This is a genomic window from Pyruvatibacter sp. HU-CL02332 (assembly GCF_040362765.1).
GTDB lineage: Bacteria > Pseudomonadota > Alphaproteobacteria > CGMCC-115125 > CGMCC-115125 > Pyruvatibacter.
Genome location: NZ_BAABWK010000001.1, coordinates 131,786 through 147,809 on the forward strand (window position 1 = coordinate 131,786; position 16,024 = coordinate 147,809).

18 protein-coding genes are annotated in these 16,024 nt (G+C 59.6%); 11 read left to right on the forward strand and 7 right to left on the reverse strand.

Translation table 11 applies throughout. The features are described from left to right. The first annotated feature begins 63 nt into the window (after positions 1-63). The gene (locus tag ABXH05_RS00645; RefSeq protein WP_353559327.1) at positions 64-885 is read left to right on the forward strand and encodes an alpha/beta fold hydrolase; all 822 of its coding nucleotides are present in this window, start codon (positions 64-66) and stop codon (positions 883-885) included. Then, positions 882-1,655, forward strand: coding sequence for an enoyl-CoA hydratase-related protein (locus ABXH05_RS00650; RefSeq protein ID WP_353559328.1), 774 nt, complete (start codon positions 882-884; stop codon positions 1,653-1,655). Before ABXH05_RS00645 ends, ABXH05_RS00650 begins: the two co-directional genes overlap by 4 nt. A gap of 114 nt (positions 1,656-1,769) precedes the next feature. Here ABXH05_RS00650 and ABXH05_RS00655 read toward each other — a convergent pair whose 3' ends face one another. Together ABXH05_RS00655 and ABXH05_RS00660 are read right to left on the reverse strand one after the other, a co-directional pair. Continuing rightward, on the reverse strand, positions 1,770-2,345 hold the full coding sequence (locus ABXH05_RS00655; protein ID WP_353559329.1) for a hypothetical protein: 576 nt from the start codon (positions 2,343-2,345) through the stop codon (positions 1,770-1,772). Between the two features lie 38 nt (positions 2,346-2,383). Next, on the reverse strand, positions 2,384-2,782 hold the full coding sequence (locus ABXH05_RS00660) for a DUF427 domain-containing protein (protein WP_348141327.1): 399 nt from the start codon (positions 2,780-2,782) through the stop codon (positions 2,384-2,386). Positions 2,783-2,880: 98 nt separating this feature from the next. Here ABXH05_RS00660 and ABXH05_RS00665 point away from each other — a divergent pair, with 98 nt between their 5' ends. After that, on the forward strand, positions 2,881-3,669 hold the full coding sequence (locus tag ABXH05_RS00665; RefSeq protein WP_353559330.1) for an SDR family NAD(P)-dependent oxidoreductase: 789 nt from the start codon (positions 2,881-2,883) through the stop codon (positions 3,667-3,669). 67 nt (positions 3,670-3,736) lie between these two features. Beyond that, positions 3,737-4,132, forward strand: coding sequence for a RidA family protein (locus ABXH05_RS00670; RefSeq protein WP_353559331.1), 396 nt, complete (start codon positions 3,737-3,739; stop codon positions 4,130-4,132). 395 nt (positions 4,133-4,527) lie between these two features. Here ABXH05_RS00670 and ABXH05_RS00675 read toward each other — a convergent pair whose 3' ends face one another. Both ABXH05_RS00675 and ABXH05_RS00680 read right to left on the reverse strand, forming a co-directional pair. Beyond that, complete coding sequence (locus ABXH05_RS00675; RefSeq protein WP_353559332.1) at positions 4,528-5,286, reverse strand: alpha/beta fold hydrolase; 759 nt, start codon at positions 5,284-5,286, stop codon at positions 4,528-4,530. Between the two features lie 109 nt (positions 5,287-5,395). Then, the gene (locus ABXH05_RS00680; RefSeq protein WP_353559333.1) at positions 5,396-5,932 is read right to left on the reverse strand and encodes an RICIN domain-containing protein; all 537 of its coding nucleotides are present in this window, start codon (positions 5,930-5,932) and stop codon (positions 5,396-5,398) included. A gap of 153 nt (positions 5,933-6,085) precedes the next feature. Between ABXH05_RS00680 and ABXH05_RS00685 the strand changes: the two genes are divergently transcribed. Both ABXH05_RS00685 and ABXH05_RS00690 read left to right on the forward strand, forming a co-directional pair. Next, the gene (locus ABXH05_RS00685) at positions 6,086-7,342 is read left to right on the forward strand and encodes a M20 family metallopeptidase (protein ID WP_353559334.1); all 1,257 of its coding nucleotides are present in this window, start codon (positions 6,086-6,088) and stop codon (positions 7,340-7,342) included. A gap of 88 nt (positions 7,343-7,430) precedes the next feature. Beyond that, a complete protein-coding gene (locus ABXH05_RS00690) occupies positions 7,431-8,321 on the forward strand; it encodes an SDR family NAD(P)-dependent oxidoreductase (RefSeq protein ID WP_353559335.1) in 891 nt (296 codons plus the stop codon). Between the two features lie 183 nt (positions 8,322-8,504). On the opposite strand, the gene ABXH05_RS00695 is transcribed toward ABXH05_RS00690, so the two are convergent. Both ABXH05_RS00695 and ABXH05_RS00700 read right to left on the reverse strand, forming a co-directional pair. After that, positions 8,505-9,860 carry an MFS transporter gene (locus ABXH05_RS00695; protein WP_353559336.1) on the reverse strand — a complete coding sequence of 452 codons (1,356 nt, stop codon included), beginning with the start codon at positions 9,858-9,860 and terminating at the stop codon, positions 8,505-8,507. A gap of 58 nt (positions 9,861-9,918) precedes the next feature. Next, positions 9,919-11,331: an MFS transporter gene (locus tag ABXH05_RS00700; RefSeq protein ID WP_353559337.1), complete on the reverse strand. Its 1,413-nt coding sequence runs from the start codon at positions 11,329-11,331 to the stop codon at positions 9,919-9,921. A gap of 321 nt (positions 11,332-11,652) precedes the next feature. Between ABXH05_RS00700 and ABXH05_RS00705 the strand changes: the two genes are divergently transcribed. The 3 genes from ABXH05_RS00705 to ABXH05_RS00715 all read left to right on the forward strand — a co-directional run bounded on the left by ABXH05_RS00705 (position 11,653) and on the right by ABXH05_RS00715 (position 13,829). Next, positions 11,653-12,519 (forward strand): NYN domain-containing protein, encoded by an 867-nt coding sequence (locus ABXH05_RS00705; RefSeq protein ID WP_353559338.1) that lies wholly within the window; start codon positions 11,653-11,655, stop codon positions 12,517-12,519. A gap of 29 nt (positions 12,520-12,548) precedes the next feature. Further along, the gene (locus ABXH05_RS00710) at positions 12,549-13,499 is read left to right on the forward strand and encodes an alpha/beta fold hydrolase (RefSeq protein WP_353559339.1); all 951 of its coding nucleotides are present in this window, start codon (positions 12,549-12,551) and stop codon (positions 13,497-13,499) included. A gap of 69 nt (positions 13,500-13,568) precedes the next feature. Then, the gene (locus ABXH05_RS00715) at positions 13,569-13,829 is read left to right on the forward strand and encodes a zinc-finger domain-containing protein (protein ID WP_348141303.1); all 261 of its coding nucleotides are present in this window, start codon (positions 13,569-13,571) and stop codon (positions 13,827-13,829) included. A 9-nt stretch (positions 13,830-13,838) separates the two neighbouring features. On the opposite strand, the gene ABXH05_RS00720 is transcribed toward ABXH05_RS00715, so the two are convergent. Then, on the reverse strand, positions 13,839-15,029 hold the full coding sequence (locus tag ABXH05_RS00720; RefSeq protein ID WP_353559340.1) for an amidohydrolase family protein: 1,191 nt from the start codon (positions 15,027-15,029) through the stop codon (positions 13,839-13,841). 207 nt (positions 15,030-15,236) lie between these two features. On the opposite strand from ABXH05_RS00720, the gene ABXH05_RS00725 reads away from it, so the two are divergent. Both ABXH05_RS00725 and ABXH05_RS00730 read left to right on the forward strand, forming a co-directional pair. Continuing rightward, positions 15,237-15,551, forward strand: a complete 315-nt coding sequence (locus tag ABXH05_RS00725; RefSeq protein WP_353559341.1) for a DUF2834 domain-containing protein — start codon at positions 15,237-15,239, stop codon at positions 15,549-15,551. After that, complete coding sequence (locus tag ABXH05_RS00730) at positions 15,548-16,009, forward strand: hypothetical protein (RefSeq protein WP_353559342.1); 462 nt, start codon at positions 15,548-15,550, stop codon at positions 16,007-16,009. The genes ABXH05_RS00725 and ABXH05_RS00730 overlap by 4 nt, the downstream gene beginning before the upstream one ends. Positions 16,010-16,024: the final 15 nt, after the last annotated feature.

Genomic DNA, 16,024 nt, shown 5'->3' on the forward strand with positions numbered 1-16,024 from the left:
TTACCACATATGGTGCCTTCAGCGAATTACAATTACCCACACAGTTTACGGATATCAAATCAAATGCCGATCACCCGCGCTGGCGACATTAACGTTTACTGGGAAGAACACGGGCCGCAGGACGCGTCGCCGGTGTTCTTCATCGGTGGCTCGGGCGGAGACCTGCGCAAGAAACCCAACATCATGGATGGACCGCTGGCCAAATCTGCCCGCGTCCTCGCCTACGACCAGCGCGGCCTGGGCCAGACCGACAAGCCCGACGCCCCCTACTCCATGGCGCAATACGCAGACGACGCTGCCGCGTTGATGGACGCATGCGGCTGGAGCAAGGCGCATGTGATTGGCGTCTCGTTCGGTGGCATGGTCGCGCAGCATCTGGCGCAACGACACCCCGACAAAATCGACAAGCTGGTGATGTGCTGCACCTCGCCCGGTGGCGACGGCGGTAGCTCCTACCCGCTGCACACAGTGGCCGCCATGGGAGAGGAAGAGCGCATTCGCTTCATGGCGCCCATCTCCGACACCCGCAGCGATGAAACCTGGCAGGCCGAAAACGCGGACCTGTTCGCCAGCCTGATCAAGATGCAGGTGGAAGCAGAAGCACCCTATGCGGATGAACATCGCCGCAGCGAAGGCGCCCTGTGGCAACTCGAAGCCCGCAAGGATCACGACGCCTGGGAGGGTCTTGCGACCCTGCCCCATCCAACGCTCATCTGCGGCGGCAAATATGACGGCATTGCCACGCCGGACACCCAGCAGCGCATGGTGGATCGCATTCCCAATGCCACCCTCAAGATGTATGAAGGCGGCCACCTGTTCCTGCTGCAGGACCGCGCAGCCTGGGCAGACATCATGGCGTTTCTTGATCTGGACACTGACAAATGACCATCCGCACTGAAACTGAAGGGACTGTCGGCTGGATCATCATTGACCGTCCCACGCAGAAAAACGCTCTGACCACCGCCATGTGGGATGACATTCCCCGTGCGGTTACAAAGCTCGATGCAGATGACAGCGTGCGCGCCATCATTTTGCGCGGTGCCGGGGATGACGCCTTTGCCGCCGGGGCTGACATTCGCGAACTGCATCAAATGGGCGATGACCCAAAGGCGCTGGCAGACTTTGAAGACAAGTTTGAAGCCGCGCAGGCGAGCCTGGAAGACTGCAGCAAGCCGGTGATCGCGGCCATTCAAGGCCCGTGCATGGGCGGCGGCCTGGCACTGGCGCTTGCCTGCGACATGCGTATGGCGGCCGTCGAAGCAACATTCGCCATTCCCGCCGCGCGTCTCGGGCTGGGCTATGCAGCCCCCGCCGTAGCCCGGCTCACCCGCGCTGTGGGACCGACAAACGCGTTTGAAATCCTCGCCACGGCGCGGCGATATGATTCACTGAGTGCGCACCGCCTTGGATTGATCAACGACCGTTTGCCCGACTGGGACGTGTTTCGCCATGCCGAACAGGTGGCCACCCATATGGGCCGCAACGCGCCCCTCACCCTGCATGCCGCCAAGGCAACCATCACCGCCCTCAACCGTCAGGATGGGTCCTTGCAGGCCGCCGAAGAACTGATCATGCGATGCGGCAGCAGTGAGGATTTTGCGGAAGGTCGCAAGGCATTCACCGAAAGCCGTGAGCCTAAGTTTCAGGGCCGCTAGACTTACAAGCCCCCGTATCCCCGGACTTGATCCGGGGTCCACTCTCGTCTGCTGAGCAGTTGATCGTTTGCGAGTAGGCCCCGGATCAAGTCCGGGGACACGGATGGTGGGTGTTTACGGGAGTCTGGGCTCGCCTGGAGCCACTGTCAGCGGCGTGTGCTTTTCGCAGTCAAAATTATCTGCCGTTGTATCTGCAATCTGCTGTGCGACTGCATTGGCATCTGTGACGGCCTTGGCATCCACATAGCCGATGTGACAGGAGCGTTCGCCCGGCGTGGCGGGTACCTTGGTGACGACCAGCACATTGCCCTTGCCGCTCTCTTCACCCATGCCGCTATCGGTGAAGTAGCGCAGGATCATGGCGTAGGGTTCAAACGAACCCGCCGCCACTTCGCCGCGCCATTCAGCTTTTGTGTGCACGTTGTTGAAGGATGAGAGTGTCTGGAAATGCGTCTCGGTCTGCTCGCCTGCGCGGCGCGGCTCAACCCAGAACCGCAAATCGCCCTCCATCACCCGCAACTCCCAGCCATCGGGGCCCGGGCAAATGGCTTCATACGCGGGCTCGTCGCCAAAGTCCTGACCCTGCGGGCAGGTATCGAGATTGATGTCGGAGTATTTGCTGACCGGTTCGGCGGATGCAGGTGCCGCAAAGGCCGCAACAAACACTCCGGCGATGATGAGATGGCGCATGACTTGTCCCTCAATGGATGCCCGCTGCAATGACGGGTCTAGTGTTCTTCGACCTTAATGCGATCCGTGTAGAAAGCCAGATGGTCCTTGATGTCGGCCCATTCGGCAAACGGGTCCTCATAGGTCCAGACCGCGTTCACGCCCGGCTCCCCTGCCGCCGTCACGGAGTAATAGGAGGCAGCCCCCTTGAGCGGACAATAGGTTGTGTGATCGGTCTTGGTCAGGCCGCTGAAATCCGTATCCGTCGCCGGTACATAGATCATCGGCGTGTAGTCGCCTTCATGCAGGCGAATGGCATTGCGGGTGCGGGCGATCTGGATGTCGCCCATGGTCACCACCACCTCACCAGAAACAGGTTCCAGTCGGATGCGGCCCGGCGCTTCCGCCAGCCGGGATGGAAGCTCTGCGCCGGATACCGTCTTTGATGTCGCTGTCATGTCGCGCTCCTTAATTTCGTCGGTCTGGGCTTGAAGTCATCGTCCATCCCCGCCTTATTGGGTGCAACAAGATAAAGCACCAGCGAGGGAGACCATTCATGCGTATCGACGGACTGACCGCCATTGTCACAGGTTCCGCCACCGGCCTTGGCGCGGCCATTGCCATCAAGCTGGCAGAACGTGGCGCCAATGTGGTGATCAATTTTACAAAAAGTAAGACCGAAGCCGAAGAAACAGCGGAAGCATGCGAAGCAGCAGGCGGCAAAGCCGTGCTGGTGCAGGCGGATGTCTCCAAGGACGAAGACTGCCGCCGCATGGCCCAGGAGACGGTTGATGCCTTCGGACGCATCGACATTCTGGTCAACAACGCAGGCGGCACCAAGTTTGCCGACCACAACAAGCTCGACGATCTGGATGCCGAAGACTTTCACTGGATCTACGGCCTTAACGTGGTTGGCCCCTACCAGATGATCCGCGCCTGCCTGCCGCACCTGAAAGAACACGGCAAAGGCAAGGTCGTGAACGTCTCTTCCATTGCCGGTGTCGCGGGCATCGGCTCGTCGGTGGCCTATGCAGCCTCAAAGGGCGCACTCAACACCATGACGCTGTCCCTCGCCCGCTCACTGGCACCGGAAGTCCGCGTCAATGCCATCTGCCCCGGCTTCATCGGCACACGCTGGTTCAAGGACAAGTTCGGCGACAACATGTTCCAGCAGATCGTGGCGGATCAGGAAGCCACCATGCCGCTGAAGCAGGCCGGCACCCCGGAACTGGTGGCAGATGCCGCCGTGTTCTTTGCCTGTGAAGGCGGCGAACACATCACCGGCGAGACACTCATTACAGATGCCGGTATGCATATGGGATACGCGCCACAAGTCGCCCGTTAGGGCGCCGACCAGATAAGTCGCCCGCTAGGGCGCCGAGAAAACAAGTCGCGCGATAGGGAGAAGCAGAATGACAATCACGAAACACAACCCCGACACCATGCCGGACGCGGGTGCCATGGGCTACACACAGGTAACAACCACACCACCGGGCGAAATGATCTTCCTGTCCGGTCAGGTGGCATGGAGCCGCAATGGCGACCCGATACCCGAAGCCCTGGCGGATCAGTCCGCCATCGCCGTTGGCAATGTTAAGAAAGGCCTTGAGGCTGTCGGCGCAAGTGCTGCCAACATCACCTCCATGCGCATCTATGTGGTGGGCCTCACTGACGACAATGCAGGCCAGGCCTATGCGCCCCTGCCTGAGTTCTTTGGCGGACAGGCCCCCTGCGTCACCATGATTGGGGTTTCATCACTGGCATCCCCGGAACTGAAGATCGAAATCGAGGTTATGGCGGTCAAATAGAGGGCCGGGCCTCTCGCATCACATCTTCAGATGACGATGGAAAAACCGCCGCTTTCGGCGGTTTTTTTGTTATGTGACATTTTTATTGCCCAAAAATGACGCACCGCCTGCAGACATCTGACGGGCGCACTGCAGCGCAATATCTAGGCATTCGCACTTGCAGCAAAAAATCTGTGCAACTCCAACATGGCCTTGGTTATTCCTTGAGCGAAATCCCTAAAAACTCAACACGTTAGAGCCTTTGACGGCCGCGCATTTCGCTGATAGCGAGGAGATATATCGGGTCTTTCGGCGTTGGCTGCGTGTTCTAGAAGCGAAGCTGACACCACAAAAGGAGCTCGTCCCTCCTTGCGCGGGCCGGATCACTTGGGGGAGTGATCCGGCCCGTTTGTTTTTCAATCAGCAGTGGTGAGAAAACGAATGACCTCGGCTTTGGTCACCTTGTCACCCACCGCGCGCATGTGATCACGGCGGGGCACCACCACGCAGTCAGCACCGGGAATGAGCGCCGCCAGGGGCGCCGGATCACGCGCCACATCATCCGCCTCACCTGCAATCACCAGTGTTGGCGCTGAGATCGCACCAAGATCATCCGCTGTAAAAGCCTTGCCGATGCCGCGAATGCAGGCGGCCAGTGCTCGCTTGTCGGCGCCGGTCTGGTCCGCAAACAGGCGGAAGCGGCGCGGCACTTCCTGACTTTGAGGCGGCACATCGTCCTGCAGCAGGCCTTGCGCAATCTCTTCATTGCGATGGCCCGTCTCCCGCAACATGTTTTCGCCCACGCCCGCCAGCACGAGGCGGGACACAAGCTCCGGCCGCTGTACCGCAAGCACGGCGGAGGTGAAGGCACCCATGGAATACCCCATGACCATCACCGGTCCTGAGTCGAGCGTCTCGATCACAGCGGCAACGTCAGCCGCCAGCTCCTCAAGGGCATAGTCCGCTGGATCATAGAACTTGGTGCTGCTGCCATGCCCCCGCAGATCAGGCGCGAGGGCACGAAAGCCAACGTCAGCAAGCGGCGCAATCCAGCCCGGCGCCACCCAGTTGGTGACATGGTCTGACGCGAAGCCATGGACCAGCATTATGGGCGCACCGCCATCGTCGCCTTCATACACGTGAATATGCGCATCACCGCGCGTTACAAGATCCATGTCATACCTGTCAGTCTGCGGGCCGTTGAGCGGACTTCATCATCATATCGTGTCCACAAAAAAGGGGCACACCCTGCGGTGCGCCCCTTCAAACTGCTACGTGTCGAATTTAGTTCCCTGCAGGAACGAACTTCCACAGCTGTCCAGACACGTTCTGGCAATTGTCCATGAAGGCTGCGCCTCCAAGGGTAGAAGCCGGGTCAAACTTGTTGCCTTCCAGGCACTTGTTGTTGCCCTGGAACACTGTCTTCAGCTTGTACCAGCCATTGCCGGCAGGCTCGAACTTCCAAAGCTGACCAGACACATTCTGGCAGTCATCAAGGAAGGCCGCGCCACCAAGAGTTGATGACCGATCAAACTTGTTACCTTCAAGGCACTTGCCTTCGGGCATCTGGAAGGCTGTGGACAGCCGGTAGCGGCCCTGTCCTGCTGGAATGACGATCCAAAGCTGACCGGTGACATTCTGACAGTCATCCATGCGCGCAGCACCGCCCAAAGACAAAGACGGGTCGACGCGGCTGCCTTCAAAGCACTTGTTTTCCGGTGCCTGGAACTGCGTCTGCATCCGATAGAATCCAGGAAAGTCCTTTGCAGCCAGTGGTGTTGTGATCATCGCCGCCAAAAGGCCGGCCAATAGATACTTCATATTCGATGTCCAGTTCGCGTGTGTTTATCTGGGCGGAAGCAGCCCAATTATTATTGCCCCCAGCGCCACGTGACCCACTTAGTCCCGCTCTGTCAAACACCACATGCGTCGTTTATGCTCGTGCCAACCAAATAGCGCATTGGAGCCTGAGCTGTGAGTGATCTGGACGCCCTCAAACGCGAGACCTGTGACCGTATTGATGCGATGGCGCCTGAGCTGATCGACATCAGCCACCAGATCCACGCAAAACCGGAATTGGCCTTTCAGGAGCATTTTGCAGCGGGGCTATTGGCAGACACGCTCGACAAGCATGACCTGCCCGCAACCCGCAATGCCTTCGGGCTCGACACAGCCTACGCGGCGTCATTTGGCGAAAGCGGCGCGGAAGTCGGTATCTTGTCCGAGTACGACGCCCTGCCCGGCATCGGCCATGCCTGCGGACACAACATTATCGCAACCACAGGCCTGGGCGCGGCGCTGGGCCTTGCAGCCCTTAACGGCAAACTGCCGGGCCGCATTCGCTATCTCGGCACACCGGCAGAAGAAATGGGCGGCGGCAAGGAACTGATGGCGCAGGAAGGCGCGTTTGACGGACTGGATGCAGCCATGATGGTGCATCCCGCAGGCATCGACCTTGAGACCATGCCGTGCATCTGCGTCAGCGAAGTGCGTGTGACCTATCACGGCAAATCCGCTCACGCCTCCGCCATGCCACATGCAGGCCTCAACGCGCTGGATGCGCTGGTCACCGCCTATCAGACACTCGCACAGCTGCGGCAGCACATTCGTCCGACAGAACGCATCCACGGCATCTTTACGGAAACGGGCCTTGCGCCAAACATCGTGCCCGATAGAGCCGCTGGACTGTTCTACGTGCGCGCGAAGAACGCAGGCGATCTGGCTGACCTCAAGGTGCGTGTTCAGGCGTGCTTTGACGCAGGCGCATTGTCGTCTGGCTGCCGCGCAGAAGTGGAATGGGCCAAGGCGGATTATCTCGACATGAAGACAAGCTTCGCGATCTCGGAAGCCTACGTCAAAAACGCCGAGACCCTGGGCCGCAACTTCGTTGACCTTGCAATGCTGCCATCAAGTTCCGCCGGCTCAACGGACATGGGCAACGTGTCCCACCGCGTGCCGTCCATCCACCCGATGATTTCCTGCGCGCCTGCCAATGTCGTGATCCACAATCCCGAGTTTGCAAAATGGGCGGGCTCTGACCTGGGCGACAAGGCCGTGGTAGATGGCGCCAAATCCCTCGCCATGACAGCACTTGATTTCCTGATGTCGCCGGACATGCAGCGGCAGGCAAAGGCGGACTTTGAGGCAAGCGCCGACGTGTCTCGCGATGCTGTGTCCCGCGCCTACAATCCGGATGGCCTCGCCGACATTGGCGGCTGCGGCTGCTGCTGACGGACCTCATGACGTCTCTTTGATGTTTCCCATCACGCAACCAGCCAAGTAAGGTTGCCGCGAAAACAAAAATGATGAGGAAACACCCATGAAAGATTTCAGCGGAAAGATCGCTGTCGTAACCGGCGGCGGCTCAGGCATTGGACGTGAACTGACACGCCAACTGGCAGAAGCTGGCTGCAGCATCGCCATTTGCGACGTCTCCGAAGAGGACATGGCGGAAACCGTCGAGATCGCTATGACGGGTGCACCACAGGGTGTGAAGGTCACAGCCTTCAAGGCAGATGTCAGCAACGAAGATCAGGTCAACGCGTTCCGCGACCATGTGCGCGACGCCCACGACATTGATCACATCCACCTGCTCTTCAACAATGCGGGCATTGGCGGCGGCAGCAGCTTCATCACCACCCCGCGCGAAGGCTGGGAACGCACATTCAATGTGTGCTGGTTCGGCGTCTACAACAACGCCCGCGCCTTCATGCCCCTGCTCCTTGCTGCTGACGAAGGACACATCGTCAATGTGAGTTCGGTCAATGGCTTCTGGGCAAGCCTTGGGTCAGATACCGCTCACACGGCGTACTCCGCCGCAAAGTTTGCGGTAAAAGGGTTTACCGAAGCGCTGGTCAACGATCTGCGCCTCAATGCGCCCCACGTCAAATGCAGCGTCGTGATGCCCGGTCACATCGGCACCAACATTGCCCGCAGCACATTCCGCGAGTTCAGTGATGCAGAAGAAGCGCTGAGCCCGGAAGAAGCAGCCGCCGTCAACGATCACTTCCGCACCAGTGCAACGACAACTGCAGCGCAAGCCGCCACCGTCATTCTGGATGGTGTGAAGGCTGAGACATGGCGCATTCTCATCGGCCCGGACGCTGTTGCTCTTGATAAAGCTGTGCGTGCCACACCCGAAGCTGCCTATGACGGTGATTTCGGCATGGAGATTTTTGCCAACCTGCGCTCGGCAACGGACAACGCCTGACACCTGCAGACCATATGGATCCCCAGGTCAAGCCGGAGGATGGCGTTTGTAAAACGGCATTACGCCCCCACCACATTCCGTATCCCCGGACTTGATCCGGGGTCCACTCTCATATGCTGCGGTTTGAAGCGTCTGCGAGTAGGCCCCGGATCAAGTCCGGGGCTACGGATATAATGGTGTCGCCTACTCGAATGGAACGATGGGTGGTTCGCGCTCGGTGCGCTCCATGATGCGGCGGCGGTTTTCTTGCTGCTGGGCTTCGTCCAGCGGGAACGACCACATGATGGCACCGACGGCAAAATACATGACCGTCGGGAGCCACACGAATGTGGCGCGCACGCCATCAAGCGCCGCCTGTGTGTTGTCACCGCGCGGGACGAACCCGAGCGTATCAATGAGGTAGTAAGTCAGGCCCACCGCAAGCGCAGCACCGACCTTGCTGGTCATGGTCAGCAGCGAGAAGAAAAGACCGGTCCGCTGATTGCCGGTCTCTACTTCGTCGTGGTCTGCCACATCGGCCATGACCGAGCGAAGCAGAAATGAACCCGCGCCCAGATTGATGCCGAACATGGCGGTGAAGATCACCATCATCAACACGTCGCCCGGGCCAACGATGTAGATCAATGGCAGGCCAAGACCGTTGAGAACAGCAGAGGCTGCCAGCGTTTGATGCTTGCCGAAGATGTATGACAGCTTGATCATCAGCGGCACGAAGATGACGCCCGCACCGAAGTAAGCAAGCAGAATGGCGCTCGACCAGGCACCCATTTGCAGGACGTCTGCCGCAACGAAGATAAACAGCGCAGCCATGGTGCCCGAGCCAATGCCGTTGGCGAGGTCAGCGGCCAGCAGGCGGCGCAGCGGGCTATTGCGCAGCAAGACGCCAATCGCTTCGCGGAATGGCACGTGCTTGGGCTCCGGCACCTCGCGCTCGCCCACAAGCGAGACGGCGGCCAGAACAGCAATCGGCAGCAGAATGATTACAAACCAGCCCATGGCCGCGACACGCGCTGTGCCAACGTCCTCAGGTCCGATGTAGTCAATGACGGCAGGGGTGATCAGCACGAGGAGCATGCCGAGGATCAGCGATCCTTCGCGCCAGCCCTGCACCAGGGATCGTTCATTGTAGTCCGGTGTCAGTTCCGCTCCCCACGACATGTGCGACAGGGTAAGCAGCGTCCAGCCGATATACAGGATCACCATCCACATTAGCAGATAGGTTGCCGTCACCGGGGCTGTAGGAATGAACAGCATGTAGGTGGCGACCAGCATCACCGGTAGTGATGCCACGATCCAGTGCCGCCGCCTGCCCCACCGCGTGCGGTATTTGTCAGAGAGCAGACCAAGCACCGGGTCAGTGAATACGTCCCAGAAGCGCGCAATCATGAAGACCCAGCCGACGGTAGCCAGGCCGAGGCCCATTTCCGTTGCATAGAATGGTGGCAGATAAACCGCGATGGGAAGCCCCATGGCAGCAATGGGGGCTGCCGGTGAGGCAAACGCCAGCAGGCGAAGCGGTGTCAGTTTCAGACTGGCCATTAGAAATTACGCTCTAACCGGGGATACCAAGCATCAACACGATATGGGCACGGAGGTGCTAGTTTGCACCCCCGATAGGCGCAACGGAGGCGCCGGCATTTCCGCCGGCTCCCTCAGCCATGGACTGACGCTCCTGCAGGATGCGCCGGTTCTTCGACTGCTGGTCTTCGTCGATGGGGAAGTTCCACATCACCCACGCCACAAGAAACCCGATTGCCGCAGGCGGCAGCACGTAAACGAGCTTGAGCCCCAGTTCAGCGGAGGCCGTGTTCTCAATGCCAGGCACAAAGCCGATGAGTTCAAGGGCGGGATAGGTGAAGCCAATCGCCAGTGCCGCACCAATCTTGTTGGTCATGGTCAGCAGTGAATAGAAAAGCCCGGTGCGCTGATTGCCGCCTTCCACGTGATCGTGGTCAGCCACATCAGCCATGATGGAGCGGAACAGGAACGGGCCTGCGCCCATGTTCACGCCAAGGCAGATCCACACCGCAATGGCAAACCACAGATCGCCCGGCTCAATCAGGAAGATGAGCGGCACCGTCACAGCTGAAAACAGCGACGAGTAGGCCAGGGTGCGGTGCTTGCCCCACATATGCGACAGGCGAACCATGATGGGCACAAAGATGCAGCCCGCGGTCAGGTAAACGAGAATGAGAAGGCTGGCGAATTGCAGCTTGAGGACGTCAGCTGCCAGGAACAGGAACAGCGCCGTCACAATGCCGCCGGAAACACCGCCCAGCAGGTCCGCAATCAGCAGACGCAGCAATGGCCGGTTCTTGATGAGAATGCGCAGCGCTTCGCGCCACGGCACATGGGTCGGGTCCGGCACCTTGCGCTCAGGCACAGCCCACACAGCGATCAGGACCGTGATGGGCAGCAGGATCAGCACATACCAGCCCATGGAGGCGACACGCGCTGCCGCCACATTTTCCGGCTGCATGGCTTCAATGAAAACAGGAACCAGCAGTACAAAGATCATGCCCGCGATGAGAGCGACTTCACGGAACCCCTGAATGGTCGAGCGCTCATTGTAATCCGGCGTCAGTTCTGCGCCCCACGACATGTGCGAGATCGTGAGCAGCGTCCAGCCGATATAGGCAATCACCATCCACCACAGGAGATAACTGCCGGAGACCGGTGCCGTGGGCATGAACAGCATGTAGACCGAGACCAGCATGATGGGCACGGAGATGACGATCCAGTGCCGCCGACGGCCCCAGCGGGTTTTGACCCGGTCAGACATGACGCCCAGCACGGGGTCAGTGAACACATCCCAGAAGCGGGTGATCATGAAGATCGCGCCAACGAGGGCCAGACCAAGGCCCATCTCCCCTGCGTAAAACGGTGGCAGGTACACAACGATGGGAAGACCCATAGCGGCAATCGGGGCAGCAGGAAGCGCAAAACCAGCAATGCGCCAGCGGCTTAGTCCTGACGCCCGTCCGTTTGCGGGAATCTCTGTTTGGCTCATACGTTACTCTTCGGACCCTGGCACCCATCCACATGGATGTGTGCAGTGGGCCCGCGTCCTCCTTGGGTCACCTGCCTGATGTTGCCGCTGACAAAAGCCCTAGCGCAACGTGATTGTGGTGGCTGATTTTTTATCACTTCATGTGATGAAGCGGTCGCACTCACATTGTTGTTGGGTGCATGATACGCACAAAATTGTAAGTCGAGAAGCCACGATCCCTTACAAACTGGTGACTTTTACAACCAACCCGCGGTCATATTCCCAAACCGCCCGCGTTGCGGGTATGCAAAGAAGCCCGCACCACGCTGTTTACAGGACCAGATGACCGCAAACGCACCAGATGACGATACAAAGGCAGGAGATACCCCTCCTCCCAGTGTGGTTGTGCTGTGCCATGCAGCGCCGTTTCGCGACGGCCTGGCCCATGCCTTCGGCCCGACGAGTGCAGACATTGACCCCGCCGCCCTGGCAGATCGGCTGGCGGCGGAACGCGGATGGTTGATCGCCAGAACAAACATCTACCACTCCAGTGATGAGCGTCTGGACGATGACCACCGCACCTGGATTGAAAAACTAAAGGGCACCCCATCAACGCTGGTGACCCAGCCCGGCGACATTCGCGTGCGCATGGCCCTGGACGGCATGCGGGCGCTTCGCGAACGACAGGCGGACATTCTGCTGGTCATGGGCGGTGACACATCCTTCATGGCGCTGGCGCAGGACACACGCACAGCCGCCCGCGAGCAGAAGAGAAACATCAGATTCGCCAGCGCGTTTGCGCCCTCGTCGCATCCATTGGGACAAACCATTCCGTCTGCTGATCATTCCATCACCATCGACCGTGACGTGGCTGAAAAGTGTCTTGTGTCGGCCACTTCCCCTGCGCCGTCGCGCCGGATCGATGCCGGGCGGTCAACGGACACGACATCAGCTTCATCCGCTAGACCTCAGGCCCCGCCACCCCGTCGTGCGAGACGGCGATTGATGCCTGCCATTTACAGCATTGGCCTGATCGCCAGCATGATGGCGCTGATGTGGGAGGATGTGGTGGCATCCGGCGGAGCTGACGCCCTGGACTGGCCAGCGGAGCGCTGGGGCGTGTCCACACTGCTGGCCCTTGGCAAATCAGTTGTTTGGCCGCTCTACTGGCTGGCCCGAGCCTTTGGCATCGACGCGGGCGGCGCATAGGCCATGGACATTCAAGCGGAGACGACCCAATGAACTGGATAGTGCTGATCATCGCCGTCGTGCTGACCGTTGGCTATATCACCTATGTAGCGCTCGATATGGGCCTGCGCCCGCTCACCGAGGCGGAACAGGAAAAGGCCCCCGGTGACTTCATCACCGTGACAGGCGGCAGGCTGCACTATCGCTGGGACGGTCCAGCGGCAGGACCGGTTGTGGTGATGGTGCACGGCTTCTCCACGCCGCACTTCATTTTTGAGCAGAATGTGTCCGCCCTCACCTCTCAGGGATATCGCGTGCTGCGCTATGACCATTTCGGCCGCGGATGGTCTGATCGTCCACGCACCGCCTATACGGTGGATTTCTATGACACCACATTGATGGAACTGCTGGACGGGCTGAACATCACAGCACCCGTGGGCCTGGTCGGCCTCTCCATGGGCGGTCCGATTGTGGCTGAGTTTGCAGGACGTCATCCAGACCGGGTGAATGCCGTGTTTCTTTTCGTGCCTGCGGGCCTCGACGTTGCAGGCGGGGATGATCTTGCGGCCAAGATCGTCCGCCTGCCCGGCATCGGTGACCTGATGTGGCGCATTGTTGGTCGCGGCGTGCTGCTGGGCGACCCACAATATGACGAGAGCGGCCTGGCTGAAGAAAACCGGCTGGTCGGTGATATCCGCATACAGATGGATTATCGCGGCTATCTGGATTCGCTGCTGTCCACCTTGCGCAACACGCCGATGACGTCCCGCACCGAAACCTACCGCCAGCTGGCAGCCACCGGCATGCCCGTTGCGGCCGTCTTTGGCGCGGACGATCCAACCGTCCTGCCTTCGAGCGCCGACAGATTGCGCGACCTGATGCCTGAAGCCTCCATCCACATGTTGGAGAATGCCGACCACGGCCTCAACTATAAGCGTCAGGATGCCACAAACCCGCTTCTGGCGGACTTCTTCAGCCCCAAAAACGAGCCCGCCAGCTAGCGCTTGCAGCCTACCCGCTGCCAGCGGTAGAAGATGGCACCAGCAGTTACACAGACAGGGAATCTCAAGATGGCCGGAGCTGTCGTACCCAAGTTCAAAAACGACGATGCCGTCGCGATCATTGAGGTCGGGGTGAAGGAATTTCACTGCACCGGCGCAAGCGCACCCCACGATCACCCGCATGTCTATCTCGACATGGGGTCGGACGATGAAATCATCTGCCCGTACTGCTCCACTCTTTATCGGCTGAACACCTCTCTTGAGCCGACCGAGAGCATCCCGCCAAGCGCCATCCTGATCCCCGAGCTGACAGGCTCGGACCGGCGCTAAGCCAACAAGCTAGGCTGCAACCAGATGGGCGGGACGGCGCAGATCTTCCGCCAGCCCCTCACCCATCAGGTCGATGAAGTTCTCAGCATAAAACCCGTCAATCGCTGTCTGCGGCATGCCTTCAAGGCTCGCATCAAACCGCTTGAGCGGATTGCGCCCCCCTTCCACATGCGGGAAGTCGGTGGAAAACAGGCATGTCTCCTCGCCTGAATTAGCGATGATCCAGCCCGCGTCTTCGTGCGGATAAGGCGCAACGCGCAATTGACGCCGCACAATCTCCGACGGTTTGTCTGACAGGTTTTGCAGCCGCTCTTCATTGCGCATGAAGGCATGGGCCGCCGAATCCATGGACCGCATCCAGCCAGGAAGCCACGCGGCACCCAACTCGATGGCGCCCCATTTGAGGCTTGGGAAACGGTCAAACACCCCGTCAAAAATCAGTGTCGCCAGCGTCTGCATTGCTGACTGGGGAATGGGCATGTAGCTCACGGACGTGAAATTGTCGTCGCCGCCGTGAAAGTCGGGCACCGGCGGCAGACCATTTTGCTTGTAGGTCGGGTTGAGTTTGTCCTCGCCACCCACGTGCATGAGAACGGGAATGCCCGCCTCCTGCGCCATCGCCCAGACCGGGAAGAGACCCGTATGGCTGGGGCTGTGGCGTTGCGGGCACCAGGACGGGATGAGCAAAGCCTTGGCACCAAGCGCGATGGCATCTTTTGCAATGGCTTCCGCGCGGGCAAAATCTTCAAGCGGCACATAGGCTGTTGCCAGCAAGCGGCGATCCACCTTGCAGAAATCGGTCATCATGCGGTTATGGGCATGCGCGACCGCGTAACACAGTTCCATGTCGTTGCTCTGGTCGAGATCAAAATTGCCAAGACAGAAGGTCGTGAACACAAGCTGGCTTGCAACGCCAAGCAGATCGACAGCACGCGGGCGATCGTCCGCAATGAACGACCCCATGCCTTCATAGTTCTTGCGCGCCATGATGTTGGCGTCGGCCTCGGCACGAAAAGCGTTATCCGCCTGGGTCGCGCGCGCGGCATCGGCCCACGCATTGTTACCAACCTTGGTGCGGTAGATATCCAGCGCGTGATAGCGGTCCAGCAGACGCTTTTCGAGATAGGGATCCAGACAGTCCCCAAGTTCCATCAGGTGACTGTCCGCGTCATGAACGAGACGTCCGTCAATATAGGCCATGCTGTCCTCCCCTCGGCGTGCGCAGCTTTGATGCTGCTTTTGGTGCCGGTCTTCTTCATGCAGCAAGAGTGGCCCCACAAATCGAAGCTGTCCAGCATCGAGCGCTTCCGGCTGCTTACGTACCAGGTAATTGGTCCACCGACCTCCCGCGCCCATTTTGAGCCCACGCACCGCAGCCCGACCAACTCGGAAATGGGAGACATCTCAATGTCACGCAAACACCTGTATCTCGCCCTCACCATCATCGGCATCATCATGCCGTATTCCTATTTCGTCCCGTGGTTTCTGGAGAATACTGGCGACGTGGCCGGTTTCTTTGCCCTGGCAACAGCCAACCCGATTGCCACCATGCTGACCTGGGACATCGGCATCTCGGCGCTGGTGCTGGTGGTTTTTGCCCTCGCCCACCTCACGCAGCTTGGCGTCGGCAAGATCGTTGCTGTCATTGCCGGCACATTTCTCATCGGCGTGTCCTGCGGCCTGCCGTTGCTTCTTTACTTCCGCGAAAGCGACGCCACATGACTGCGCGCTCCGTCCTCGGCGTCTTTTCAATCGCGTTCGGCGTCATGGGTCTGCTCTTTGTCCTGCTGCCTGGCCTGACGCTGAGCTTCTTCGACTGGATGGTCTATGGCGGCTATGACGCAAGCCCCGTGCAGTCAGGCTTGATGGATGGCGAAACCCGCCGCTATGCCGGGTTCATCTATCAGGTGCTTGGCGCTGTGCTGTTCGGCTGGGCCGTGCTGTTGACGCTGGTAATACGCGGGCCACGGCTTGAGACAGACAGCGCCACCACCGCCACACAGGTGTTGGATGCATGGACATGGCGCGTGTTCGCAACGTCATTTGTCGCGTGGTACGTCCTCGACACCACCATGTCGCTCGTCATGGGCTTCTGGCAGAACGCTGTGTTCAACACCCTGTTCGGCATCGTCGTTGCGGTCCCCCTGATCCTTGGCTGGAACAAAGCGACGCAGAGATAGGGCTGGTGACCCCAA

Excerpts from the sequence above, each read along its gene's own strand:
- ABXH05_RS00690 (WP_353559335.1), top strand. The coding sequence starts at position 7,431 with ATGAAAGATTTCAGCGGAAAGATCGCTGTCGTAACCGGCGGCGGCTCA.
- ABXH05_RS00710 (WP_353559339.1), top strand. The coding sequence starts at position 12,549 with ATGAACTGGATAGTGCTGATCATCGCCGTCGTGCTGACCGTTGGCTAT.
- ABXH05_RS00665 (WP_353559330.1), top strand. The coding sequence starts at position 2,881 with ATGCGTATCGACGGACTGACCGCCATTGTCACAGGTTCCGCCACCGGC.
- ABXH05_RS00705 (WP_353559338.1), top strand. The coding sequence starts at position 11,653 with ATGACCGCAAACGCACCAGATGACGATACAAAGGCAGGAGATACCCCT.
- ABXH05_RS00680 (WP_353559333.1), bottom strand. The coding sequence starts at position 5,932 with ATGAAGTATCTATTGGCCGGCCTTTTGGCGGCGATGATCACAACACCA.
- ABXH05_RS00695 (WP_353559336.1), bottom strand. The coding sequence starts at position 9,860 with ATGGCCAGTCTGAAACTGACACCGCTTCGCCTGCTGGCGTTTGCCTCA.
- ABXH05_RS00660 (WP_348141327.1), bottom strand. The coding sequence starts at position 2,782 with ATGACAGCGACATCAAAGACGGTATCCGGCGCAGAGCTTCCATCCCGG.
- ABXH05_RS00655 (WP_353559329.1), bottom strand. The coding sequence starts at position 2,345 with ATGCGCCATCTCATCATCGCCGGAGTGTTTGTTGCGGCCTTTGCGGCA.
- ABXH05_RS00675 (WP_353559332.1), bottom strand. The coding sequence starts at position 5,286 with ATGGATCTTGTAACGCGCGGTGATGCGCATATTCACGTGTATGAAGGC.
- ABXH05_RS00725 (WP_353559341.1), top strand. The coding sequence starts at position 15,237 with ATGTCACGCAAACACCTGTATCTCGCCCTCACCATCATCGGCATCATC.
- ABXH05_RS00730 (WP_353559342.1), top strand. The coding sequence starts at position 15,548 with ATGACTGCGCGCTCCGTCCTCGGCGTCTTTTCAATCGCGTTCGGCGTC.
- ABXH05_RS00700 (WP_353559337.1), bottom strand. The coding sequence starts at position 11,331 with ATGAGCCAAACAGAGATTCCCGCAAACGGACGGGCGTCAGGACTAAGC.
- ABXH05_RS00720 (WP_353559340.1), bottom strand. The coding sequence starts at position 15,029 with ATGGCCTATATTGACGGACGTCTCGTTCATGACGCGGACAGTCACCTG.
- ABXH05_RS00645 (WP_353559327.1), top strand. The coding sequence starts at position 64 with ATGCCGATCACCCGCGCTGGCGACATTAACGTTTACTGGGAAGAACAC.
- ABXH05_RS00670 (WP_353559331.1), top strand. The coding sequence starts at position 3,737 with ATGACAATCACGAAACACAACCCCGACACCATGCCGGACGCGGGTGCC.
- ABXH05_RS00715 (WP_348141303.1), top strand. The coding sequence starts at position 13,569 with ATGGCCGGAGCTGTCGTACCCAAGTTCAAAAACGACGATGCCGTCGCG.
- ABXH05_RS00650 (WP_353559328.1), top strand. The coding sequence starts at position 882 with ATGACCATCCGCACTGAAACTGAAGGGACTGTCGGCTGGATCATCATT.